General features: G+C 31.5%; 19 protein-coding genes and 1 tRNA gene. 4 read left to right on the top strand and 16 right to left on the bottom strand.

The genetic code is table 11. The features are described 5' to 3' along the window. Positions 1 to 56 precede the first annotated feature (56 nt). From gatA to EV02_RS07660, 8 genes are all read right to left on the bottom strand, one after another. Positions 57 to 1,505, bottom strand: a complete 1,449-nt coding sequence (gene gatA / locus EV02_RS07630) for an Asp-tRNA(Asn)/Glu-tRNA(Gln) amidotransferase subunit GatA (RefSeq protein ID WP_032518852.1) — start codon at positions 1,503 to 1,505, stop codon at positions 57 to 59. Between the two features lie 30 nt (positions 1,506 to 1,535). Next, positions 1,536 to 1,751 carry a DUF1816 domain-containing protein gene (locus EV02_RS07635; RefSeq protein WP_032518851.1) on the bottom strand — a complete coding sequence of 72 codons (216 nt, stop codon included), beginning with the start codon at positions 1,749 to 1,751 and terminating at the stop codon, positions 1,536 to 1,538. A gap of 143 nt (positions 1,752 to 1,894) precedes the next feature. After that, entirely contained in the window at positions 1,895 to 2,899 is a 1,005-nt protein-coding gene (gene rlmB / locus EV02_RS07640; protein WP_032518850.1) for a 23S rRNA (guanosine(2251)-2'-O)-methyltransferase RlmB, read from the bottom strand. Positions 2,900 to 2,903: 4 nt separating this feature from the next. Continuing rightward, entirely contained in the window at positions 2,904 to 3,302 is a 399-nt protein-coding gene (locus tag EV02_RS07645) for a ribonuclease III domain-containing protein (protein ID WP_032518849.1), read from the bottom strand. Beyond that, entirely contained in the window at positions 3,299 to 3,598 is a 300-nt protein-coding gene (locus EV02_RS09165) for an STAS domain-containing protein (protein WP_025881318.1), read from the bottom strand. The genes EV02_RS07645 and EV02_RS09165 overlap by 4 nt, the downstream gene beginning before the upstream one ends. 126 nt (positions 3,599 to 3,724) lie before the next feature. Then, the gene (carA, locus tag EV02_RS07650) at positions 3,725 to 4,864 is read right to left on the bottom strand and encodes a glutamine-hydrolyzing carbamoyl-phosphate synthase small subunit (protein ID WP_032518848.1); all 1,140 of its coding nucleotides are present in this window, start codon (positions 4,862 to 4,864) and stop codon (positions 3,725 to 3,727) included. Between the two features lie 14 nt (positions 4,865 to 4,878). Next, a complete protein-coding gene (trpD, locus tag EV02_RS07655) occupies positions 4,879 to 5,913 on the bottom strand; it encodes an anthranilate phosphoribosyltransferase (protein WP_032518847.1) in 1,035 nt (344 codons plus the stop codon). Between the two features lie 33 nt (positions 5,914 to 5,946). Continuing rightward, positions 5,947 to 6,243 (bottom strand): DUF3288 family protein, encoded by a 297-nt coding sequence (locus tag EV02_RS07660; protein ID WP_032518846.1) that lies wholly within the window; start codon positions 6,241 to 6,243, stop codon positions 5,947 to 5,949. Positions 6,244 to 6,323: 80 nt separating this feature from the next. Here EV02_RS07660 and EV02_RS07665 point away from each other — a divergent pair, with 80 nt between their 5' ends. From EV02_RS07665 to EV02_RS07675, 3 genes are all read left to right on the top strand, one after another. Next, positions 6,324 to 8,069 carry an ABC transporter ATP-binding protein gene (locus EV02_RS07665; protein WP_032518845.1) on the top strand — a complete coding sequence of 582 codons (1,746 nt, stop codon included), beginning with the start codon at positions 6,324 to 6,326 and terminating at the stop codon, positions 8,067 to 8,069. Between the two features lie 37 nt (positions 8,070 to 8,106). Then, the gene (gene msrA / locus EV02_RS07670; protein WP_032518844.1) at positions 8,107 to 8,835 is read left to right on the top strand and encodes a peptide-methionine (S)-S-oxide reductase MsrA; all 729 of its coding nucleotides are present in this window, start codon (positions 8,107 to 8,109) and stop codon (positions 8,833 to 8,835) included. 27 nt (positions 8,836 to 8,862) lie between these two features. Further along, positions 8,863 to 8,936 (top strand) — tRNA-Pro (locus EV02_RS07675). Between the two features lie 211 nt (positions 8,937 to 9,147). On the opposite strand, the gene EV02_RS07680 is transcribed toward EV02_RS07675, so the two are convergent. The 7 genes from EV02_RS07680 to EV02_RS07700 all read right to left on the bottom strand — a co-directional run bounded on the left by EV02_RS07680 (position 9,148) and on the right by EV02_RS07700 (position 14,536). Next, positions 9,148 to 9,948, bottom strand: coding sequence for an undecaprenyl-diphosphate phosphatase (locus EV02_RS07680; protein WP_032518843.1), 801 nt, complete (start codon positions 9,946 to 9,948; stop codon positions 9,148 to 9,150). 348 nt (positions 9,949 to 10,296) lie between these two features. Further along, positions 10,297 to 10,431 (bottom strand): hypothetical protein, encoded by a 135-nt coding sequence (locus EV02_RS09815; protein ID WP_011818343.1) that lies wholly within the window; start codon positions 10,429 to 10,431, stop codon positions 10,297 to 10,299. A 63-nt stretch (positions 10,432 to 10,494) separates the two neighbouring features. After that, on the bottom strand, positions 10,495 to 10,620 hold the full coding sequence (locus EV02_RS09810) for a hypothetical protein (RefSeq protein WP_257008987.1): 126 nt from the start codon (positions 10,618 to 10,620) through the stop codon (positions 10,495 to 10,497). Positions 10,621 to 10,709: 89 nt separating this feature from the next. Beyond that, positions 10,710 to 10,937: a DUF1830 domain-containing protein gene (locus EV02_RS07685; protein WP_032518842.1), complete on the bottom strand. Its 228-nt coding sequence runs from the start codon at positions 10,935 to 10,937 to the stop codon at positions 10,710 to 10,712. Between the two features lie 90 nt (positions 10,938 to 11,027). Further along, on the bottom strand, positions 11,028 to 11,972 hold the full coding sequence (locus EV02_RS07690; RefSeq protein WP_032518841.1) for a kinase: 945 nt from the start codon (positions 11,970 to 11,972) through the stop codon (positions 11,028 to 11,030). Positions 11,973 to 11,976: 4 nt separating this feature from the next. Beyond that, positions 11,977 to 12,774: a mannosyl-3-phosphoglycerate phosphatase-related protein YedP gene (yedP, locus tag EV02_RS07695; protein WP_032518840.1), complete on the bottom strand. Its 798-nt coding sequence runs from the start codon at positions 12,772 to 12,774 to the stop codon at positions 11,977 to 11,979. Position 12,775: 1 nt separating this feature from the next. Further along, positions 12,776 to 14,536: a sugar phosphorylase gene (locus EV02_RS07700; protein ID WP_032518839.1), complete on the bottom strand. Its 1,761-nt coding sequence runs from the start codon at positions 14,534 to 14,536 to the stop codon at positions 12,776 to 12,778. Between the two features lie 50 nt (positions 14,537 to 14,586). On the opposite strand from EV02_RS07700, the gene EV02_RS07705 reads away from it, so the two are divergent. Continuing rightward, entirely contained in the window at positions 14,587 to 15,813 is a 1,227-nt protein-coding gene (locus EV02_RS07705) for a glycosyl transferase (RefSeq protein WP_032518838.1), read from the top strand. Here the strand turns inward: EV02_RS07705 and ureC are convergent. Beyond that, positions 15,810 to 17,519, bottom strand: coding sequence for an urease subunit alpha (gene ureC / locus EV02_RS07710; protein WP_032518836.1), 1,710 nt, complete (start codon positions 17,517 to 17,519; stop codon positions 15,810 to 15,812). The genes EV02_RS07705 and ureC overlap by 4 nt on opposite strands. Position 17,520 lies beyond the last annotated feature (1 nt).

The following is a 17,520-nucleotide window of genomic DNA, read 5'->3' as shown; positions in this document are numbered from 1 at the left end:
AGAAAATTTCTAAAAGATCTATACTTTGTGATTACAAATTAATTATTAATACAAATTTAAAATAAAGGTCTGTTCTTAATTACCTGAGCATCAATTTCAAAGATATTTGCGGCATTCAATATTCTATCTTCCTCTAATACATTGCCTATTAATTGCATTCCAATAGGTAATCCTCTAGTATCAAAACCACAAGGAATACTAATTGCTGGGAGGCCTGCCAAATTAACAGGAACAGTTAATAGGTCAGACAAATACATTGAGAGTGGATCATTTACAAAATCTCCCTTTAAAAAAGCAGTGGTTGGGCAAGTTGGAGTTAATAAAACATCTACTTTCTTAAAAGCATTATCAAAATCTTTTCTTATAAGTGTCCTAACTTTTTGTGCCTTCTTGTAATAGGCATCACTGTATCCAGCTGACAATGCATAAGTACCTATCAAAATTCTTCTTTGTACCTCATCTCCAAAACCCTCAGCTCTACTTTTTGAAGTCATATCTATAAGATTTGTACCTTCATTCGATCTGTGGCCATATTTAACTCCATCATATCTAGCTAAATTTGCGGAGGCTTCAGATGGTGCAATTACATAATATGTCGCAATTCCATCATTAAATCTAGGACATTCAACTTCAATAATTTCAGCCCCTAAAGCTTGGAATCTATCAACTCCAGAAAGAACAGATTCCTTAACTTCTGGATTAAGCCCTGGGTGATCAAAACATTCTTTAATGATTCCAATTTTTAAACCCTTTATAGATTTATTTAAGTCAGTCAAATAATTCGGTACTGGTTTGTCAAGACATGTTGAGTCAAAGGGGTCTTTACCAGATATTGAATAAAGAATTTCAGCAGCATCTGAGACAGTATTTGTAATTGGGCCAATTTGATCAAGAGAGCTAGCAAATGCTACAAGCCCCCATCTACTAACTCTGCCATAAGTAGGTTTAAGACCTACGACGCCACAAAATGAAGCTGGCTGTCTTATTGATCCTCCTGTGTCAGAACCTATAGCGGCAGCACAAAATCCAGCGGCAACTGAAGCAGCACTACCGCCTGAACTGCCTCCTGGCACTCTATTAATATCCCAGGGATTTGAAGTAACACCAAATACAGAAGTTTCGGTTGAACTACCCATTGCAAATTCATCTAAATTTGTTTTTCCTAAACAAATTCCCCCTGAAGACCATAATTTGCTCGAAGCGGTAGATTCATAAGGAGCGACAAAGCTTTTAAGCATTTTACTTGCACAAGTTGTTGTGACTCCTTTGGTACAAATATTATCCTTTATTGCTATTGGGATCCCCGCGAGAGGAGGCAGTTTTTCTTTATTTTGAATTAATTTATCAATATTCTCTGCTTGCTCAATAGCATTATCTTTTGTAATACAAATATATGAGTTAATTTCAGGATCTTTTTGATCGATTTTTTCAAAGATATCATTAACTAATTCCTTAACAGAAACATTATTACTGGTAATTTCTTTTCTTAAAGAATTAAAATTCATTTTTTAATTTATTTCTTAAATTCAAAGTTATCAAACAGTTAATGGTTCTTCTTTATTGCAACGTACTAAAGTGTGTTTAATATTTTTGGAACCTTCATCAGAAAGATCTTTAATAAAAGAAGACATATTTTCTTTTAAACTACGTTTAGTAATAAATGGGCCGAACCAGTATGTATTACTAGGTTCATCTGTCTCAATTTTAGCCCACCAGGCTAAACCAAGTTTGTTTCCAAAATTTCTAATCAATTTTTTTGGCCTGATTGACCATCAATTCTTGTTAAATTCTATACAATTTTGTAGTGAAAATTCAATAAATTTTTATTAATCATATTAATGTATTGAAACAACAACATTTTAGTGGTCTTTAAAAAAGTAATTTTTAATAAAAATTATTTATCTGTCAAGTAAAATAATGATATTGCAGCCGCCACAGAGGCATTTAAACTTGTAGTCTTACCTTTAAGAGAAATACTTAATATAAAATCGCATTTTTTCTGAGTAAGCAAAGAAATACCTTTATCTTCAGAGCCAACTACAACTACCAAAGGTCCTTTTTCTTTAAAATTTGACATGGATAATTGACCATCTCCAGATAAGCCAACAACAATAAAACCATTTTTCTTAAGTTCATCAAGAGCTCTATTTAAGTTAACAACTCTACTAACGTGAAGGTGTTCTAAGGCTCCTGCAGCTACCTTGGCGACAGTTCCAGTCAATCCTGCAGACCTTCTCTGAGGAATAATTACACCCTTACAATCAAATGCTTCTGCTGATCTAATAATCGCACCAACATTATGAGGATCAGTTATACCGTCTAAAGCGACTAATATAGGATTTGGACAATTTTGTTTAGAAAAATCTATTAATTGCTCTATGGATATTGTTTTAGAGCACGCTAACTGCAATGCAATACCTTGATGTGAGGCTCCATATGTCAATTGCGAAAGTCTGTTCCAAGAAACTTCTTCAATAAGAACTCCTTTTGATTTAAGATCCTTAAGCAAAATATAGAATTTGTCTGAAGAAAAAATTTCCGAAGTGCACCAAATTCTATTAATCGCTCTATCACTACTAAGAGCTTCATAAACCGAATGTTTACCCCATATCCAATCATCAAAATTTCTCTTATTAATAAACTCTTGATGCATATCAGAATTTTTATTAGGAAACTCTGTTTGTGATTTAAAACTTGGATTTCTTCTTTTTAAATAAGAAAAAGTATTATTTTTATCATTTTTTTTTAAATTTTCAACTTTCTTATTTTTAGCGGAATTGTTGAAAAATCTATCATTTTTTTCAGAACTATTTGTATTTTTTGGGTAATAACCAAAATCTGAATTTTTTTTGCGTTCTTTATTATTTTTTCCGCGAAATTTATTTGACGAGTTTTTCATAGATTCAATTCATTTTTAATTCTAAATATTCAAAAAGGGTTGATAATCTTTGAGGATCTTTTAAAAATAGCCAGCCAATAAGAGTTTCAAAACCTGTTGCTCTAGAATATATGGTGGGGTTTGAAGATTTTGGATATCTCTTTGTTTTATTTCTAGCACGCCTAATTAAATCCATTTCATTTGAATTTAACAAATGTTCGATTTGACTTAAAGATTTTGACTGAGATTTTGCTTTTACTTCATTTACTACAGATAAATGGAGGTCTTTAGATTTTAGAGGGTAATGAACATGCCTTAGTCTTTGATGGAGCTCCCATACCGAATCTCCAAGCCAAGCAAGTTGAATAACACCTATATCCTCGGGAGATCCATATGGAACCAAGTTTTGAATCCAATAATTCAATTCTTTAAATAATTTAATGCATCTTCAAGGCTTGACTTCAAGTTAAGAAAATCCCCTAAACGAACAAGTTTAATTGTTTGGGCAACTCTCGAATTGCCAACGACAGAAAAACCAAGTTTTGACTTTTTGCATTCTTTTGAAGTTTGAACAAGTGCTCCCAGCCCCGATGAATCTAAAAAATCTATTTTTGTAAGATCTATAACGAATGGAAGGTCATTTTTTAAATTATTAGTAACAAAAGTCTTAAATTGTTTTTCTGAGAAAGCATCTAGTTGGCCTTTAAAAGTAAAAACCATTATGTTTCTTTTAACCTCAAGGTTTCCTCTTAAAGAAACGGTTAACTTCTGGAAATCTTCTATGATTTATACCTCCAAAAAATTAATTTATCAAATGTAATTATCAAATCAAATGAAAACAATATGTCAACATCTTTCTAACATTAGAGAAACAAATTTTTTAAATAAATAATCTGAATCATGTGGGCCAGGTCCAGCTTCTGGATGATATTGCACACTAAATATAGGCTTATTGTAAACCTCTAGGCCAGCCACAGTATTATCATTAAGGTTATAGTGGGTAATTCTAACTATGTCCTTTGAGAGAGTATGGGGATCAATAGCAAAACCATGATTCTGACTAGTTATCTCAATTTTATTATTTTCACCACAAGGATGATTTAAACCACGATGTCCAAAGGGTAATTTATAAGTTGAACCTCCTAATGCTAATCCAAATATTTGATGGCCAAGGCAAATACCAAACATAGGTATCTGACCATATTCAATGAGAGATTTTGCTAAGTCTATACCTTCAGAAACAGATGAAGGATCGCCGGGACCATTTGAAAAAAACACACCATCAGGCTTGTTAGAAAGAACATCATTTAGAGAAGATCGAGAAGGCAAAACCAAAACTTCACAACCATGGGATACAAGTCTATTTAGAATTGAATTTTTAATTCCAAAATCTATTGCTACTATTTTTAACTTTTTAAAAGATTCGTCATATCTTTTTCTTAGATCAAAAATTGTTTTCGTATGACTTTTCCATATATATTTTTGCTTTGTTGAAACAACTTTTGATAAATTTAATCCCTCCATCTTTGGAGTGTCAGAAATTATCTTTAAACAACTTTCATCAGTTTTATCTAGAGAAGTAATAACTCCATTCATCGCGCCACTAGACCTTAAAATTTTAACAAGAGCTCTTGTATCAATTCCATGTAGACCTATAATATTTTTTTCAACTAACCATTGATTAAAATTCTTTTGTGATCTCCAATTACTGCTATTCGATGAAAAATTTCTAACAATTATACCTTTAACATTAATATTAGATTCTGAATCTTCAAAATTAATACCAGTATTTCCAATCTCTGGATAGGTAAATGTTAATAACTGTCCATAATAACTTGGATCAGTAATAACTTCTTGATATCCAGTCATTCCCGTATTAAAAACTATTTCACCAATGGCTGTACCAGAAGCACCAAAAGAGAATCCTGGGAAAACAATTCCATTACTTAAAACTAATTTCGCGTTTTTCTTATATGGATTAATCATCAATTTGAAATTAACTAATTTGCAGATAAATAATTTTTTAAAAGTAAAAACTTATTCCAAGGATCTCCTTGTTTTATAGAAAATAAAGCCTTTTTAAATCCTTCTTTTAAATCATCCTCAATTCCTGCTGCCCAAAGCACTAAAGCAGAGTTCAAGGCAACTACATCAATATGAGATTTTTGTCCGGAACCATTTAAAACAGACTTTAATATTTCCTCGTTAGAATCAATATCAGAAACCACAAGTTTTTCGTTAGTAATATTTTCATGGTTAAAGTCTGTTATATTTATTTCTGAAAACCGCAATTCACCATTTTCAACAAATATTAATTTATTTTCTCCTTGAAGCGAAGCTTCATCAAGACCGCCAGAACCATAAACAACTATTGCTCTGTTCATACCCATTTTTAAAAGCGCACTACCCATAGGTTTCAAAAGATCCTCAGAAGCAACCCCCAAAACTTGCGCATTGGGTCTTAAAGGATTTACTAATGGTCCAAGTTGATTAAATACTGTCCTTATTCCAAGGGTCTTTCTTAATGGCGCTAGTTTTATTAGAGATTTATGCCAAACAGGTGCGAACAAAAAAGTTATTCCAATTTCACTTACAGCTGTGATTACTTTTTCTAATGAACAATTTAAATCTAAGCCAAGATTCAACAAAACATCAGCAGAGCCAACTTTCCCACTAGCACTTTTATTTCCATGTTTTGCAATTTTTACCCCACAAGATGCAGCTACAAATGCTACTGCAGTTGAAATATTGAATGTATTAGCTCCATCACCCCCCGTTCCACAAGTATCTACTAAATACAAGTTTGGTCTTGGTGCTGGCAATTCGCAAACATTTAAGAGTTCCTCAGCCATAGAACTTAGTTCGACACCTGTAGAACTCTTAGCTCTCAAAGCACTCAAAAAAGCTCCTGTTTCAACATCTGAAATTTCATCATTAAGCCATCTTTTCATTAAAGATTTAGAAGTTAATTCATCAAGGTCCCTTCCCTCCAACAAATTATTTAGTATTTCAGCGTTTGATAGATTAGAAGACATTTATTTATTGAAGAAAAATTATGCAGATAAAATTCAATTTGAGGTATCAAAACCTGAGCCAACTAAACCTTTATTTGTATTAGAAGGCCTGAAGCTTTTTGACCAAATATTTTTTGTTTTCGAAAAAAGTTCATTTTTAGTGATCTTCCAAAAATTTAAAATTTTTTCAATATCGTTTTTAATTTCAATTTCGCCTGGGAAATTGGTATAACGATTTATTAACCTAGCTAAATTTATATAGTCAAGATCTTCTGGTGTTTTTTTAATGATAAGTGAATCTATAATGATTTTGTCTGTTTCATGTAATGGATGAGTTTGCTCGTTACCCATAAATAAATACTGAATCATTTATAAAATTAGCTCACATATTCAAAAATGAAACATTATCTTAATCATATCGGCAAAATCAAATGAAAAATTTAAAGATAAAAGTTATATCTAAATACCTAAGACCCTACAAAAGAGAATTCTTATATGGAGCTTTAGCTCTCTTGATGGTAAATATACTGAGTGTTGTAATACCCTTAGAAGTAAAAAATATAATTGACCAATTACAAAAGGGATTTTCTTCCGATTTTGTTATTTCTAAATCTTTATGGTTAATATTTTTAGCAACTTGTATGGGTTTAATAAGATTATTTTCAAGACAGATAGTCTTCGGTATAGGTAGAAAAGTAGAAGTAAATCTTCGTCAAAAACTTTTTGACCATTTACTTATACAAGATCCAGAATGGATCAAAAAAAAAGGAAGTGGAGACATTATTAGTAGAGCCACAAGTGATGTTGAAAACATACGAAGACTTTTAGGTTTTACAGTTTTAAGCTTGTGCAACATTGTCTTAGCTTATTCATTCACTATTCCTTCAATGTTTTCGATTAATAAGACATTAACAGTATCAGCTTTAATGATATTTCCATTAATCCTTGGAATTGTAAGTCTATTTGGTGGCAGAATGGTTAAACAAAGGAAAGCTCAACAAGAATCATTATCAAAACTTAGTGATCTAATACAAGAAGATTTATCTGGTATAAGCGCCATTAAAATTTATGCACAAGAGAATGCTGAGAAAAATGAATTTAATATATACAATAATGACTATCGAAATTCAGCGATAAAACTTGCAAGAACAGCGAGCACTCTATTCCCTTTGTTACAAGGGATTTCCTCAATTTCGTTATTGATATTATTATCACTAGGTACTTTTCAATTAGAGAGTGGATTTATTTCGATAGGTGGTTTAGTAGCTTTAATTCTTTACGTAGAAAGACTTGTCTTCCCAACAGCTCTATTAGGTTTTACCATAAATACTTTTCAGCTTGGTCAAGTAAGTTTAGATCGTGTTGAAGAAATCTTTCAGAACAATCCGAATATTGTTGATAGAGCAGAAACTAAATTTTTAAAAAGGAAGGTTAAAGGATTGATAGAAGCAAAAAATTTAACAATTAAGTATCCAGGATCAAAATTTAATTCATTAAATGGTCTCAATTTTAAAATTTATCCTGGAGAACTTATAGCAATAGTTGGCCCAGTAGGTTGTGGCAAGACAACATTAGCAAAGTCTCTAGGACGGACTATTGAAATTCCAGATAATCAACTATTTTTAGACGAAAATGATATAAAATCCTTAAAATTAAGTGATCTTAGAAAAAACATTTCAATCGTTCCTCAAGAAGCATTCTTATTTACTTCTACAATCTCTGAAAACATAAGTTTTGGAGAACCCAAAGCTTCTAAATATGTAGTTAAAGAAAGCGCTACAAAAGCTGGATTAATTGATGATATCAATAGTTTTCCAGAAAGGTTTAAAACTATTGTTGGTGAAAGAGGTATTACATTAAGTGGTGGACAAAGGCAAAGAACTGCATTAGGTAGAGCACTTCTTGTCAATTCTCCTATTGTTGTTATTGATGATGCTTTAGCAAGCGTAGACAATAAAACAGCAGCAAGAATAATAGATGAAATGAGTGATAGAAGTAATAAAACAATTATAATGATCAGTCACCAACTTTCTGTTGCAGCTACCTGCGATAGGGTTTTAGTAATGGATAAAGGAGAAATAGTACAAGAAGGGACTCATAAAGATTTAGTAAAAGTGAACGGGATATATAAACAACTTTGGGAGAGAGAACTAGCTACCAGAATTGTTAAGAGCTAAAAATAATTTTTTTTCTTATAATAAATAGATTTAAATTATGTTTAAATTTTTGAAAAACATCATGAATAATAATGAGGTAAATTTAAATAATGATGCTTATTCATTACATAGAATATTAAAAACAGATATCCAAAAAGATACTGATGTATATGAAGATGAAATTTTTTTTGGATGTGGTTGTTTCTGGGGATCTGAAAAATGTTTTTGGAAACTTCCTGGAGTTATAACCACTTCTGTAGGTTATGCTGGAGGTGAAAAAATTAACCCCACTTATTATGAAGTATGTTCTGGCTTAAGTGGTCATTCAGAAGTTGTAAGAGTTATCTGGGATAAAAGGGAAATTGATGTAAGTGATTTATTAAAAATGTTTTGGGAATGTCACGACCCTACTCAAAAAAACAGACAAGGTAATGACATGGGGACCCAATATAGATCAGCGATATACTACAAAAATGAAAATAATATTAAAACCATATTAGCCAGTAAGGAACAATATCAAACGGAACTTAGCAAAAAAAATCTTGGTTTAATTGAAACGGAAATAAAAATGATTGATTCATATTTTTTTGCGGAACAATACCATCAACAATATCTTGCATCAGCAGGAAGCAGGCAGTATTGTTCCGCTTCACCTACAAAAGTCAAGTTAGGAGTTTTTACTGGAAGCAACTATAAATTAGAAGACCATATATGGGAAAACTTTAATTGGGAAGTTGACAAGTGTGTATTGAGATCTGATAACAATCCTATAAAGAATAACATTTAAATCAATCTAATCTTTATAGTAAAGACACGGGGCGTAGCGCAGTTTGGTAGCGCACCACTTTGGGGTAGTGGGGGTCGTGGGTTCAAATCCCGCCGTTCCGATTATTTATCGTCTTCATTTATAAGCGATTTGTATAGTTTATATGAACTTATGCCTACTGCTATGAAGGTAAAAGATGAAAAAAAAGCTAAAACCAATATAGTAAGATTTGAAACTTCCACTTCGCCTAGTTGGAAAGATATAAAAATGTTCATTAGAAAGAATTTTTTTAAAACCTTAACACAATTGCAAAAAATTTTTTTTTACTTCTAGTTATAAATTCAAAAGAATTACAACACCAAAAATAACTCTATAGATAATAAATATTTTCAACCCATTGGAAGAAAAATACTTTAATAATAAATCTATAGCTAATAATGATGACAAAAATGATGTAATAAGACCAACAAAAAGAGGGAGAAATCCCAATGAGAAAAATTCATTAAAAGAAGAAATAAACTCAACAATCGCAGTAAGAGAGATAGCTGGCAGCCCTAAAAGAAAAGAAAATTTCGCGGCATCGCCTCTTTCCCATCCTGTTATTAGGGCGCTAGAAATAGTAATCCCCGATCTTGAAACACCAGGAAAAATAGCAAATGCCTGAAAAAATCCTATAAAAAAACTATCTGAATAATTATGGTTTCTAATATTAAGAGAACCTCTTTTCGAACTATCTGCCAAGTACATAAAGATAGCCATTAGAAATGAGACTAAAGCTATTGATAAATTTGAACGAAAAACGTTATAAAAAAAAGAAGGGATAAATATTTTTATACTCCCACCTAGCAAAATAATTGGGATAGTACCGACCAAAATTGACCTTAATAGTTTTTCATGTAAGAGAAATTCAAGAAATTTTTTGGAAGATTGACTTCTAAAATTAAAAAAATCATTCCTAAAATACCAAGCTATAGCAAAAACACTTCCAAGTTGAATAGTAGCGGATAAAGATGCTCCAGGATCATCAACACCTAAAAAAAGAGATATAACTTTTAAATGAGCTGTACTACTTACTGGAATAAACTCTGTCAGCCCTTGAATAAATCCATATAAAATAAATTTTAAATATTCCAAAAAATTATTAATTTACCAAATTAATTTATTAATAACAATATACATTTAAAAATTTAAAGCTGGTAAATATAATCAAAAAAATCTATTTTTAGTATTATTTTTTTTGTTTTTACTTAATCTTTTCTGATTCTTCAAAAGCTAACTATTGGTAATAATTGGACTTATAGAAATGGCCCTGAAGGAATGCCATAAGTTAGTAAAATAACATGTCATTAATTTAGATTATATTCCTAGCGAAAGGTTTAGATAAATTTAAAAAGCAGATAAAAATTACTAATAGTAATAAATTTCTGTTTAAAAATTTGATATCAGATGGGCCTGTTTATTTAGTTGTGATTAATAATAAAGTTACCTTTTAACATCGTGTGCACAGCCATCACCTTTATAATTTTCACTTTCGTAGAAATCATTTTTTGTCCCAAAATAAACAGTTAATAAAACGAAAGGTAAGCTTAATATAAATAAAATAGTTGTTAAATCCATGGCGTAAACTTATACAAGAAGGTTATGAAAAATTAAAATAACAATTTGTTCATTAACTTATGTTTAATAATCTGTAGGTCCTTTAATACCAAGATAAAAGAAGGCTCCTAGCCCAACTAAAAGTAAAACTCCTGCGATAGCTGCAGAAGGAACAAAACCACCTATTGCAAAGGATGAAAAATAATACATCTATAAAACTAAAACTAGTTTGATAATATCAATAAAAACAAGGTATTTGTAAAAAATTTTGAGTCGAAGACAATTAGAAAATATCTGTTTTAAGCAACTAAAGTCGAATCTTCATTATCAGCAGAAATTCTTATTCTCTCTTCCAACTTGGGGCCATATAATTCATTTCCCCAGATTTCAACTCTTGAATCATTTGGAGCCATAAAAGTAATAATGTCAGTGGGAAATAAAACTCTCTCTAAGAAAAAATTTGATGGACCAACACATCTCAAAACCACCATCCTACAGCCTTCATTTTTGTAAGAAAACTCAACCATCCCTATACATCAAAACAATAACAATTAAACACTATTAAGAGCTATAAAAATTGTATAAAAAATTACTGAAAAAAAAGAAATTCAGAAACGCTATAAATTTAATCCAGCCTCAACTAAGTTTCTTTCTTGATCAATTAATAAAAGCGCGTAGGATTTTATAACATCAAAACTTTTATGAGGAATTGAGACATTAAGCATTCTCAAGAAATTAGATAATTTTTCATCTTTAAGGGCGTTACCTTTCTGTAAAAACATTTCTTTTTCCTGATTTGTTTTCCATATATTCATATATTCAATCTTCAAGGGCTTTAGGTGCCAAATATTGTCTATTAAAGTCCAAATTTTTAAATATTCGTTTAGGTTATTTTGAATTTTTAATACATAAGATGATTCATGTAGACTCAAATTTGTTGTATTTATGGGTTGATCAGTTATGTCAATAGAATAAGGTTTTATTCCCAAAAACCATCCCTCAAGAATTAATAAATCAGGATTATCTGTTCTCCAATGAGATCTATCTCCTAAACCATTTCTTAAAGATTTATCGAAAACTGGTACATTTAATTCTCCATTTATCTTCCAATTTAATAATTTTTCATGCATTAATTTTACTGAGTGACTCCCAGGAAACCCTCTTGAAACATTCCAAGGGTTATTCTTAATTGCTAATTTCATTTCATTTGATGGTAGATAAAAGTCATCAATTGAAATAACAGCAATTTTGAAGTTTAATTTTAAAGAAATAGCTTCGAGCCATTTTCCTAGTGTTGTTTTACCTGTACCAGGTAAAGCAGAGATTCCGATTATTTTTCTATCAGAAAAATTATTTTGAAATTTATAAGCTTGAGATAAAAGAGGTAAAGCTAAACCCCAAATCCAATCATCATTTACTTTATTGTTCCAATATTGATCAATTGAAAGAATGTTTCTTTTATTATTCCAAAAATTGAACCAATCATCCAATGATTTCCAACCAATATCAATAATTAATTTTTCAAATTTATCAAAAGGAAAATTAATATCTAATTCTTTCATCTTTCTAAGTTAGTTTTTGCTTATTTATCAATTTATTAATTTCATTTTTCCAACCATATCCATTTGGTTCAGAAGCTAAAGTAAATTCCAAATCTTTTAATTGATTTAGTAAATTTAAGTTAGGTCCATCTATTCCGGGAATAACGATTTTAATATCTGAGTTTAAAAGTAGAGGCAAATCATTTGGAGAATCGCCTAAACCTATAATTTTAATATTTTGAACATTTGAATATTCTTTAAGAGCATTTATTGCTTTACCTTTATTTGATTTTGTAGATAATAAGTGACTCATTCTATTTCCCTTAAAAATATCAACATTGAACTTTTTACAACAGATATTAATTTTCTCTTCTAAATAACTTGGCGGATTTAAAAAAGGCATGCTCCAATGCCTATCACGCATTAAGTTCAATGAGTTGCCTTCTAAACCAGTGAGCTGAGTAGCTTCTTTATCATTGAGGTTATTAAGGGGAGTAAGTTTATAATCGATTTCACAAGAAATAAAATTTAAGATTTCTTCAAGAAGTTCGTATTTTAAACCAAGAATAATTTCTCCATTTACTCTTTTAAGAGATTCACCATATATTGCCGCTCCATTTTCAACAATATAAGGATCCGTCAAGTCAAGTTCATTTCTAATAACTTTTACTTCAGAAGCGGTTTTGCTCGTACAAAGAATTACGGGTATAGATAATTTTTGTAGTTTTTTTATAGTTTCTTTAGCTGGAGATAAATCATATGAATGATCCATTAAAGTACCATCTACATCACTTACCACCCAAATAGGAGATTTTTCTATCATTTTATAAAGCACTAAGCCAAATTACTTGAAAAGGATCAAGACTAATATTTTTGCAATTGTATTTAGTGGATGTTAAAAAATCATGAGTATTGAACTCATTATCAATTAAATTTGGTAAATCATTATCATTCAATTGATAATTAATTTTATTATCAGTCATATTATGGATTGCAAATACTGAATTAGGACCTTTACTTCTTTTAATTACAACAATATCACTTCTACCTTTAGACAAACATTTCATTTGTGAACAAGGGTGAAATTGCTTTAATTTTGATCTGACATCCATAGCATTGCGAAGATATTTTAAGTTTTTATTAGCATTAGATTCAGGATTATTTAAAACGGCTAAAAGATTTTCTGATTTGAACTTTTCTCTATTAAGGTCTCTTCTTTGACCTGTCATAGAAAAACTTTTGACATCATTTTCTGAAGCTAACAATGCTGGCAAATAAAATGCGGGGACCCCTTTCAGAGCCATCACTAATAATTGACTCAAAATAAATCTCTCATATTGAAATCTTTTAACATCCCTACTAGAATCTTCCATTGCGCTCCACCAACTAATATTCAATTCATAGGGTTTGTCATTACCATTTGATAAACGTCTATGACTTACCAATCCTCCCCTTTTTTCACAATTAATTAATAAATCTTTAATTCTCTGCTCATTCATTAAACCCTCAAGAGCTCTTAAACCAACTCCATCATGTGATGCAGTGAAATTAAATAATGTAGTATCGTCAGGTAGTATTGGCCAATCAAATATCCATGAGTTTAGGATATCAGCTCTCGAAGTAATAATTGCCTCTAGGAGAAGAGGAGGCAATGGGAAATTATATGCCATATGAGCTTCATCATCAGTAATAAGATAAGATAGATTTTCCTTCTGAGGAACATTAGTTTCTGTTATTAAAACTCCATCTTTGAGAAGATTATTTAAAAGAACTCTTAAGAGTTTCACAATTGAATGCGCTTTAGGTAAATGCAAGCAAGTTGTCCCTGACTCTTTCCAAATAAAGCCTACAGCATCAAGCCTGAACCATTTAATTCCATTAGATAAATATTTTATAATTAAATTTAAGAACTCAAGAGTCATTTTTGGATTATGCCAATTCAAATCAATTTGATCTGGACCAAAAGTTGTCCAAACCTGTTTAGGACCATCTTCAGTATTTATTTGAGAAAACAAAGAGGAACTTCTAGGCCTAACTACATTTGACCAGTCAAGATTTTGTTTCGGTGAAAAAACATTTAATAAACCAGGTTCTTGGGATTTAATAAATTGTTGAACCCATAAGTGAGATGATGAGACATGGTTTAGTACTAAATCAGCCATCAAGTCATGATTTTTAGAAATACTTTTGAGATCATCCCAACCACCAAATTTTTCTTCTAAAGAATCATAACTTGAAACTGCAAAACCTCCATCACTTGTAGATTTCAAAAAAGGAAGAATATGTACAACTTTAGAAAGACTGCCAAAATATTTACTTAAAAACTCATTTAGAGTTAATAATGTTGCCTCACCATTTTTATAAATACTATCTGCATAAGTTATCAAAACAGAATGAGATTCATTCCACCTTTCCTTATCTTTTATTTCTTCATAAGCAGATTTCTCTGAGAAATCATCTAAAATCTGTAATAATTGATCTGAAATAAAATTAATTTCTTCTGTAGTATTATTTGTATAAATTGTTTTTAACAATTTATCAATTTTTAATCTATCTAATTTTTTCTCTGAATCAATTTGCTTCACTTTGAAAAAATCATCGAAGTATTAATACTATTCTGCACATCAATTAGAAAATGGACTTTCAACAAGGTTTAATCACAACAATACATGAATATGGAGTTACAAGAAATTTACTTAAAGAATTAAACAAAAGTCTTAAAAAAAGATCAACTAGTATTCTAATACCTTGCTTGTATGAAGAATTTGAGCGTCCAGCATTAAAAGATATAAGAGAAGTTTTAAAAGGCCTTTCAGGCTTAAATGAATTAGTTATTGCTCTTTCTGCAAAAACTGCTGAGCAAGTTAAATCAGCGAAATCATTTTTTGACTCAATGCCATTTCCAGTTCATGTTCAATGGACTAATTCTCCCTCAGTAATAGAACTATTAAAAAGCCAAGAAAAAAATGGGTTAGAACTTTTAGGAACTCCAGGAAAAGGATGGGCTGTATGGCAAGGCATAGGAGTTGCGACGAGAAAATCAGAAGTTGTTGCTCTTTTTGATGCTGATATAAGAACATTTAGTCCTTTGTATCCTTCAAGAATGATACTTCCACTTCTGGATGAATCATATGGAATATCATATGTAAAGGCTTTTTACAGCAGGTTATCCTTAGAAACCAATCAATTGCAAGGTAGAGCAACAAGATTATTTGTGGGCCCCCTATTGGCAAGTCTCGAGCAGTTAGTAGGGAACGGTCCTTTTTTACAATATCTTCAATCATTTAGATATCCATTGGCAGGTGAGTTTGCTTTTACTAAAGACCTTGCGATGAATTTACGAATTCCTTGTGACTGGGGTTTAGAGATAGGTTTATTATCAGAGGTTTATAGAAACGTAAGAACCTCCAAAATAGCCCAAGTTGACCTAGGTTTGTTTGATCATAAACATAAGAATATTGGTGATTCATCTAAAGAAGGATTGCAAAAAATGTGTACTGAAATACTTTCAAGTGTTTTAAGAGGTCTAATGGAGCATCAAGCAGAGACATTAACAAGTACTCAACTAGCAACTCTAGAAGTTCTCTACAAAAGAGTTGGGGAAGATCGGGTAAAAAAATTTGGATTAGATTCAGCAGTTAATCAACTTCCATACGATAGGCATGAAGAAGAGCTGTCAGTACAAAAATTTGCGAAACTATTGAGACCTGCTACAGAAAATTACCTAGCTTGTCCTACGACCCAGCAATTACCAAGTTGGTCAAGAGTTCTATCTTGTGAGAATAAACTGCAAGAAGATTTGGCAATTGCTGGGACACAAGATATAAAGACAACTAAAAAAGAGTTAATTAAAAACTTCTAAAGCAAAAAGTACCTTTGAGCCATTGGGACTTCATCAAGAGGTTCACAAGTAAGGAGTTCCCCATCAGAAAAAACTTCGTAAGTTTGAGGGTCAACTGAAATATTTGGTAGTTTACTATTAAGTTTTAAGTTTGATTTATTGATATTTCTGGTATTTTCTACAGCAATGCATTTTTTTTGTAAGTCTAATTTATAGGGAATATTTTGATCAATTGAATTTTTACTTAAAAAGGTAAAAGAACTCTTAATTAGAGATTTGCCAAAACTTGCAAACATAGGCCGACCATGTACAGGGCCTGGAGTAGGAATTGAAGCATTTGCATCACCCATTTGGGACCAAACTATAGATCCTCCTTTAACAACTAATTCAGGCTTCACAGCAAAAAAAGAAGGTTTCCACAATACTAAGTCTGCAATTTTTCCCTTTTCTATAGACCCTACATATTTATCAATACCATGAGCTATTGCAGGATTAATTGTAACTTTAGAGATATATCTCTTTACTCTGTAATTATCGTTCCTATCAGAATCCTCTGCTAATGGACCCCTTTGGACTTTCATTTTATGAGCTGTTTGAAAAGTTCTTGTTATTACTTCCCCAACTCTTCCCATAGCTTGAGAGTCACTAGCAATAATGGAGAATGCGCCTAAGTCATGAAGGATATCCTCAGCTGCAATGGTCTCTCTTCTTATCCTTGATTCAGCGAATGCAATATCTTCTGGAATTTTAGAATCTAAATGATGACAGACCATTAGCATATCAAGATGTTCCTCTAATGTGTTTCTCGTATAAGGTCTTGTTGGATTTGTACTACTTGGAAGGACATTTTTTTCTCCACAAACTTTAATAATATCTGGGGCATGACCACCGCCCGCTCCTTCAGTGTGAAAAGTATGAATTGTTCTACCTGCAATAGCATTAATGGTATCTTCAACAAAGCCTGCCTCATTTAAGGTATCGGTATGAATACAAACTTGAACATCAAAGTTATCTGCAACATTTAAACAAGAATTTATGGTAGAGGGAGTCGTACCCCAATCCTCATGAAGCTTTAATCCGCAAGCACCAGCTTCAACCTGATCAATAAGATTGCTCTCGTTTGTTGAGTTTCCTTTTCCAAAAAAACCCAAATTCATGGGAAATGCCTCTGCAGATTGAAGCATTCTTGAAATATGAAAAGAACCAGGAGTACAAGTAGTAGCATTTGTGCCAGTTGCAGGACCAGTTCCTCCTCCCAACATAGTTGTGATTCCAGAAGCTAGTGCCGTTTCAATTTGTTGGGGACATATAAAATGTATATGGGTATCTATTGAACCTGCAGTAAGAATATGGCCTTCTCCTGCTATTACTTCTGTTGATGCGCCAATAACAATATCAACATTATCTTGGATATCAGGATTACCAGCCTTACCAATTCCGAAAATCATTCCATCTTTTATACCCACATCAGCTTTAATAATTCCCCACCAATCTACTATCAAAGCATTAGTTATTACGGTATCTACTGCTCCATCAGCTCTTCTTACTTGAGACTGTCCCATCCCATCTCGAATAACTTTACCTCCACCGAATTTAACTTCATCTCCGTATGTAGTTAAATCCTTTTCTACTTCTATAAAAAGTTCGGTATCAGCAAGCCTTACTCGATCTCCGGTTGTGGGTCCGTAAGTTTGCGCATAAGTATTTCTGTCAATTTTATAGGACATA

This window comes from Prochlorococcus marinus str. SB (assembly GCF_000760115.1).
GTDB lineage: Bacteria > Cyanobacteriota > Cyanobacteriia > PCC-6307 > Cyanobiaceae > Prochlorococcus_A > Prochlorococcus_A marinus_D.
The sequence above is the reverse complement of the archived record's forward strand: the minus strand, read 5'-3'. Positions and strand labels throughout refer to the sequence as shown.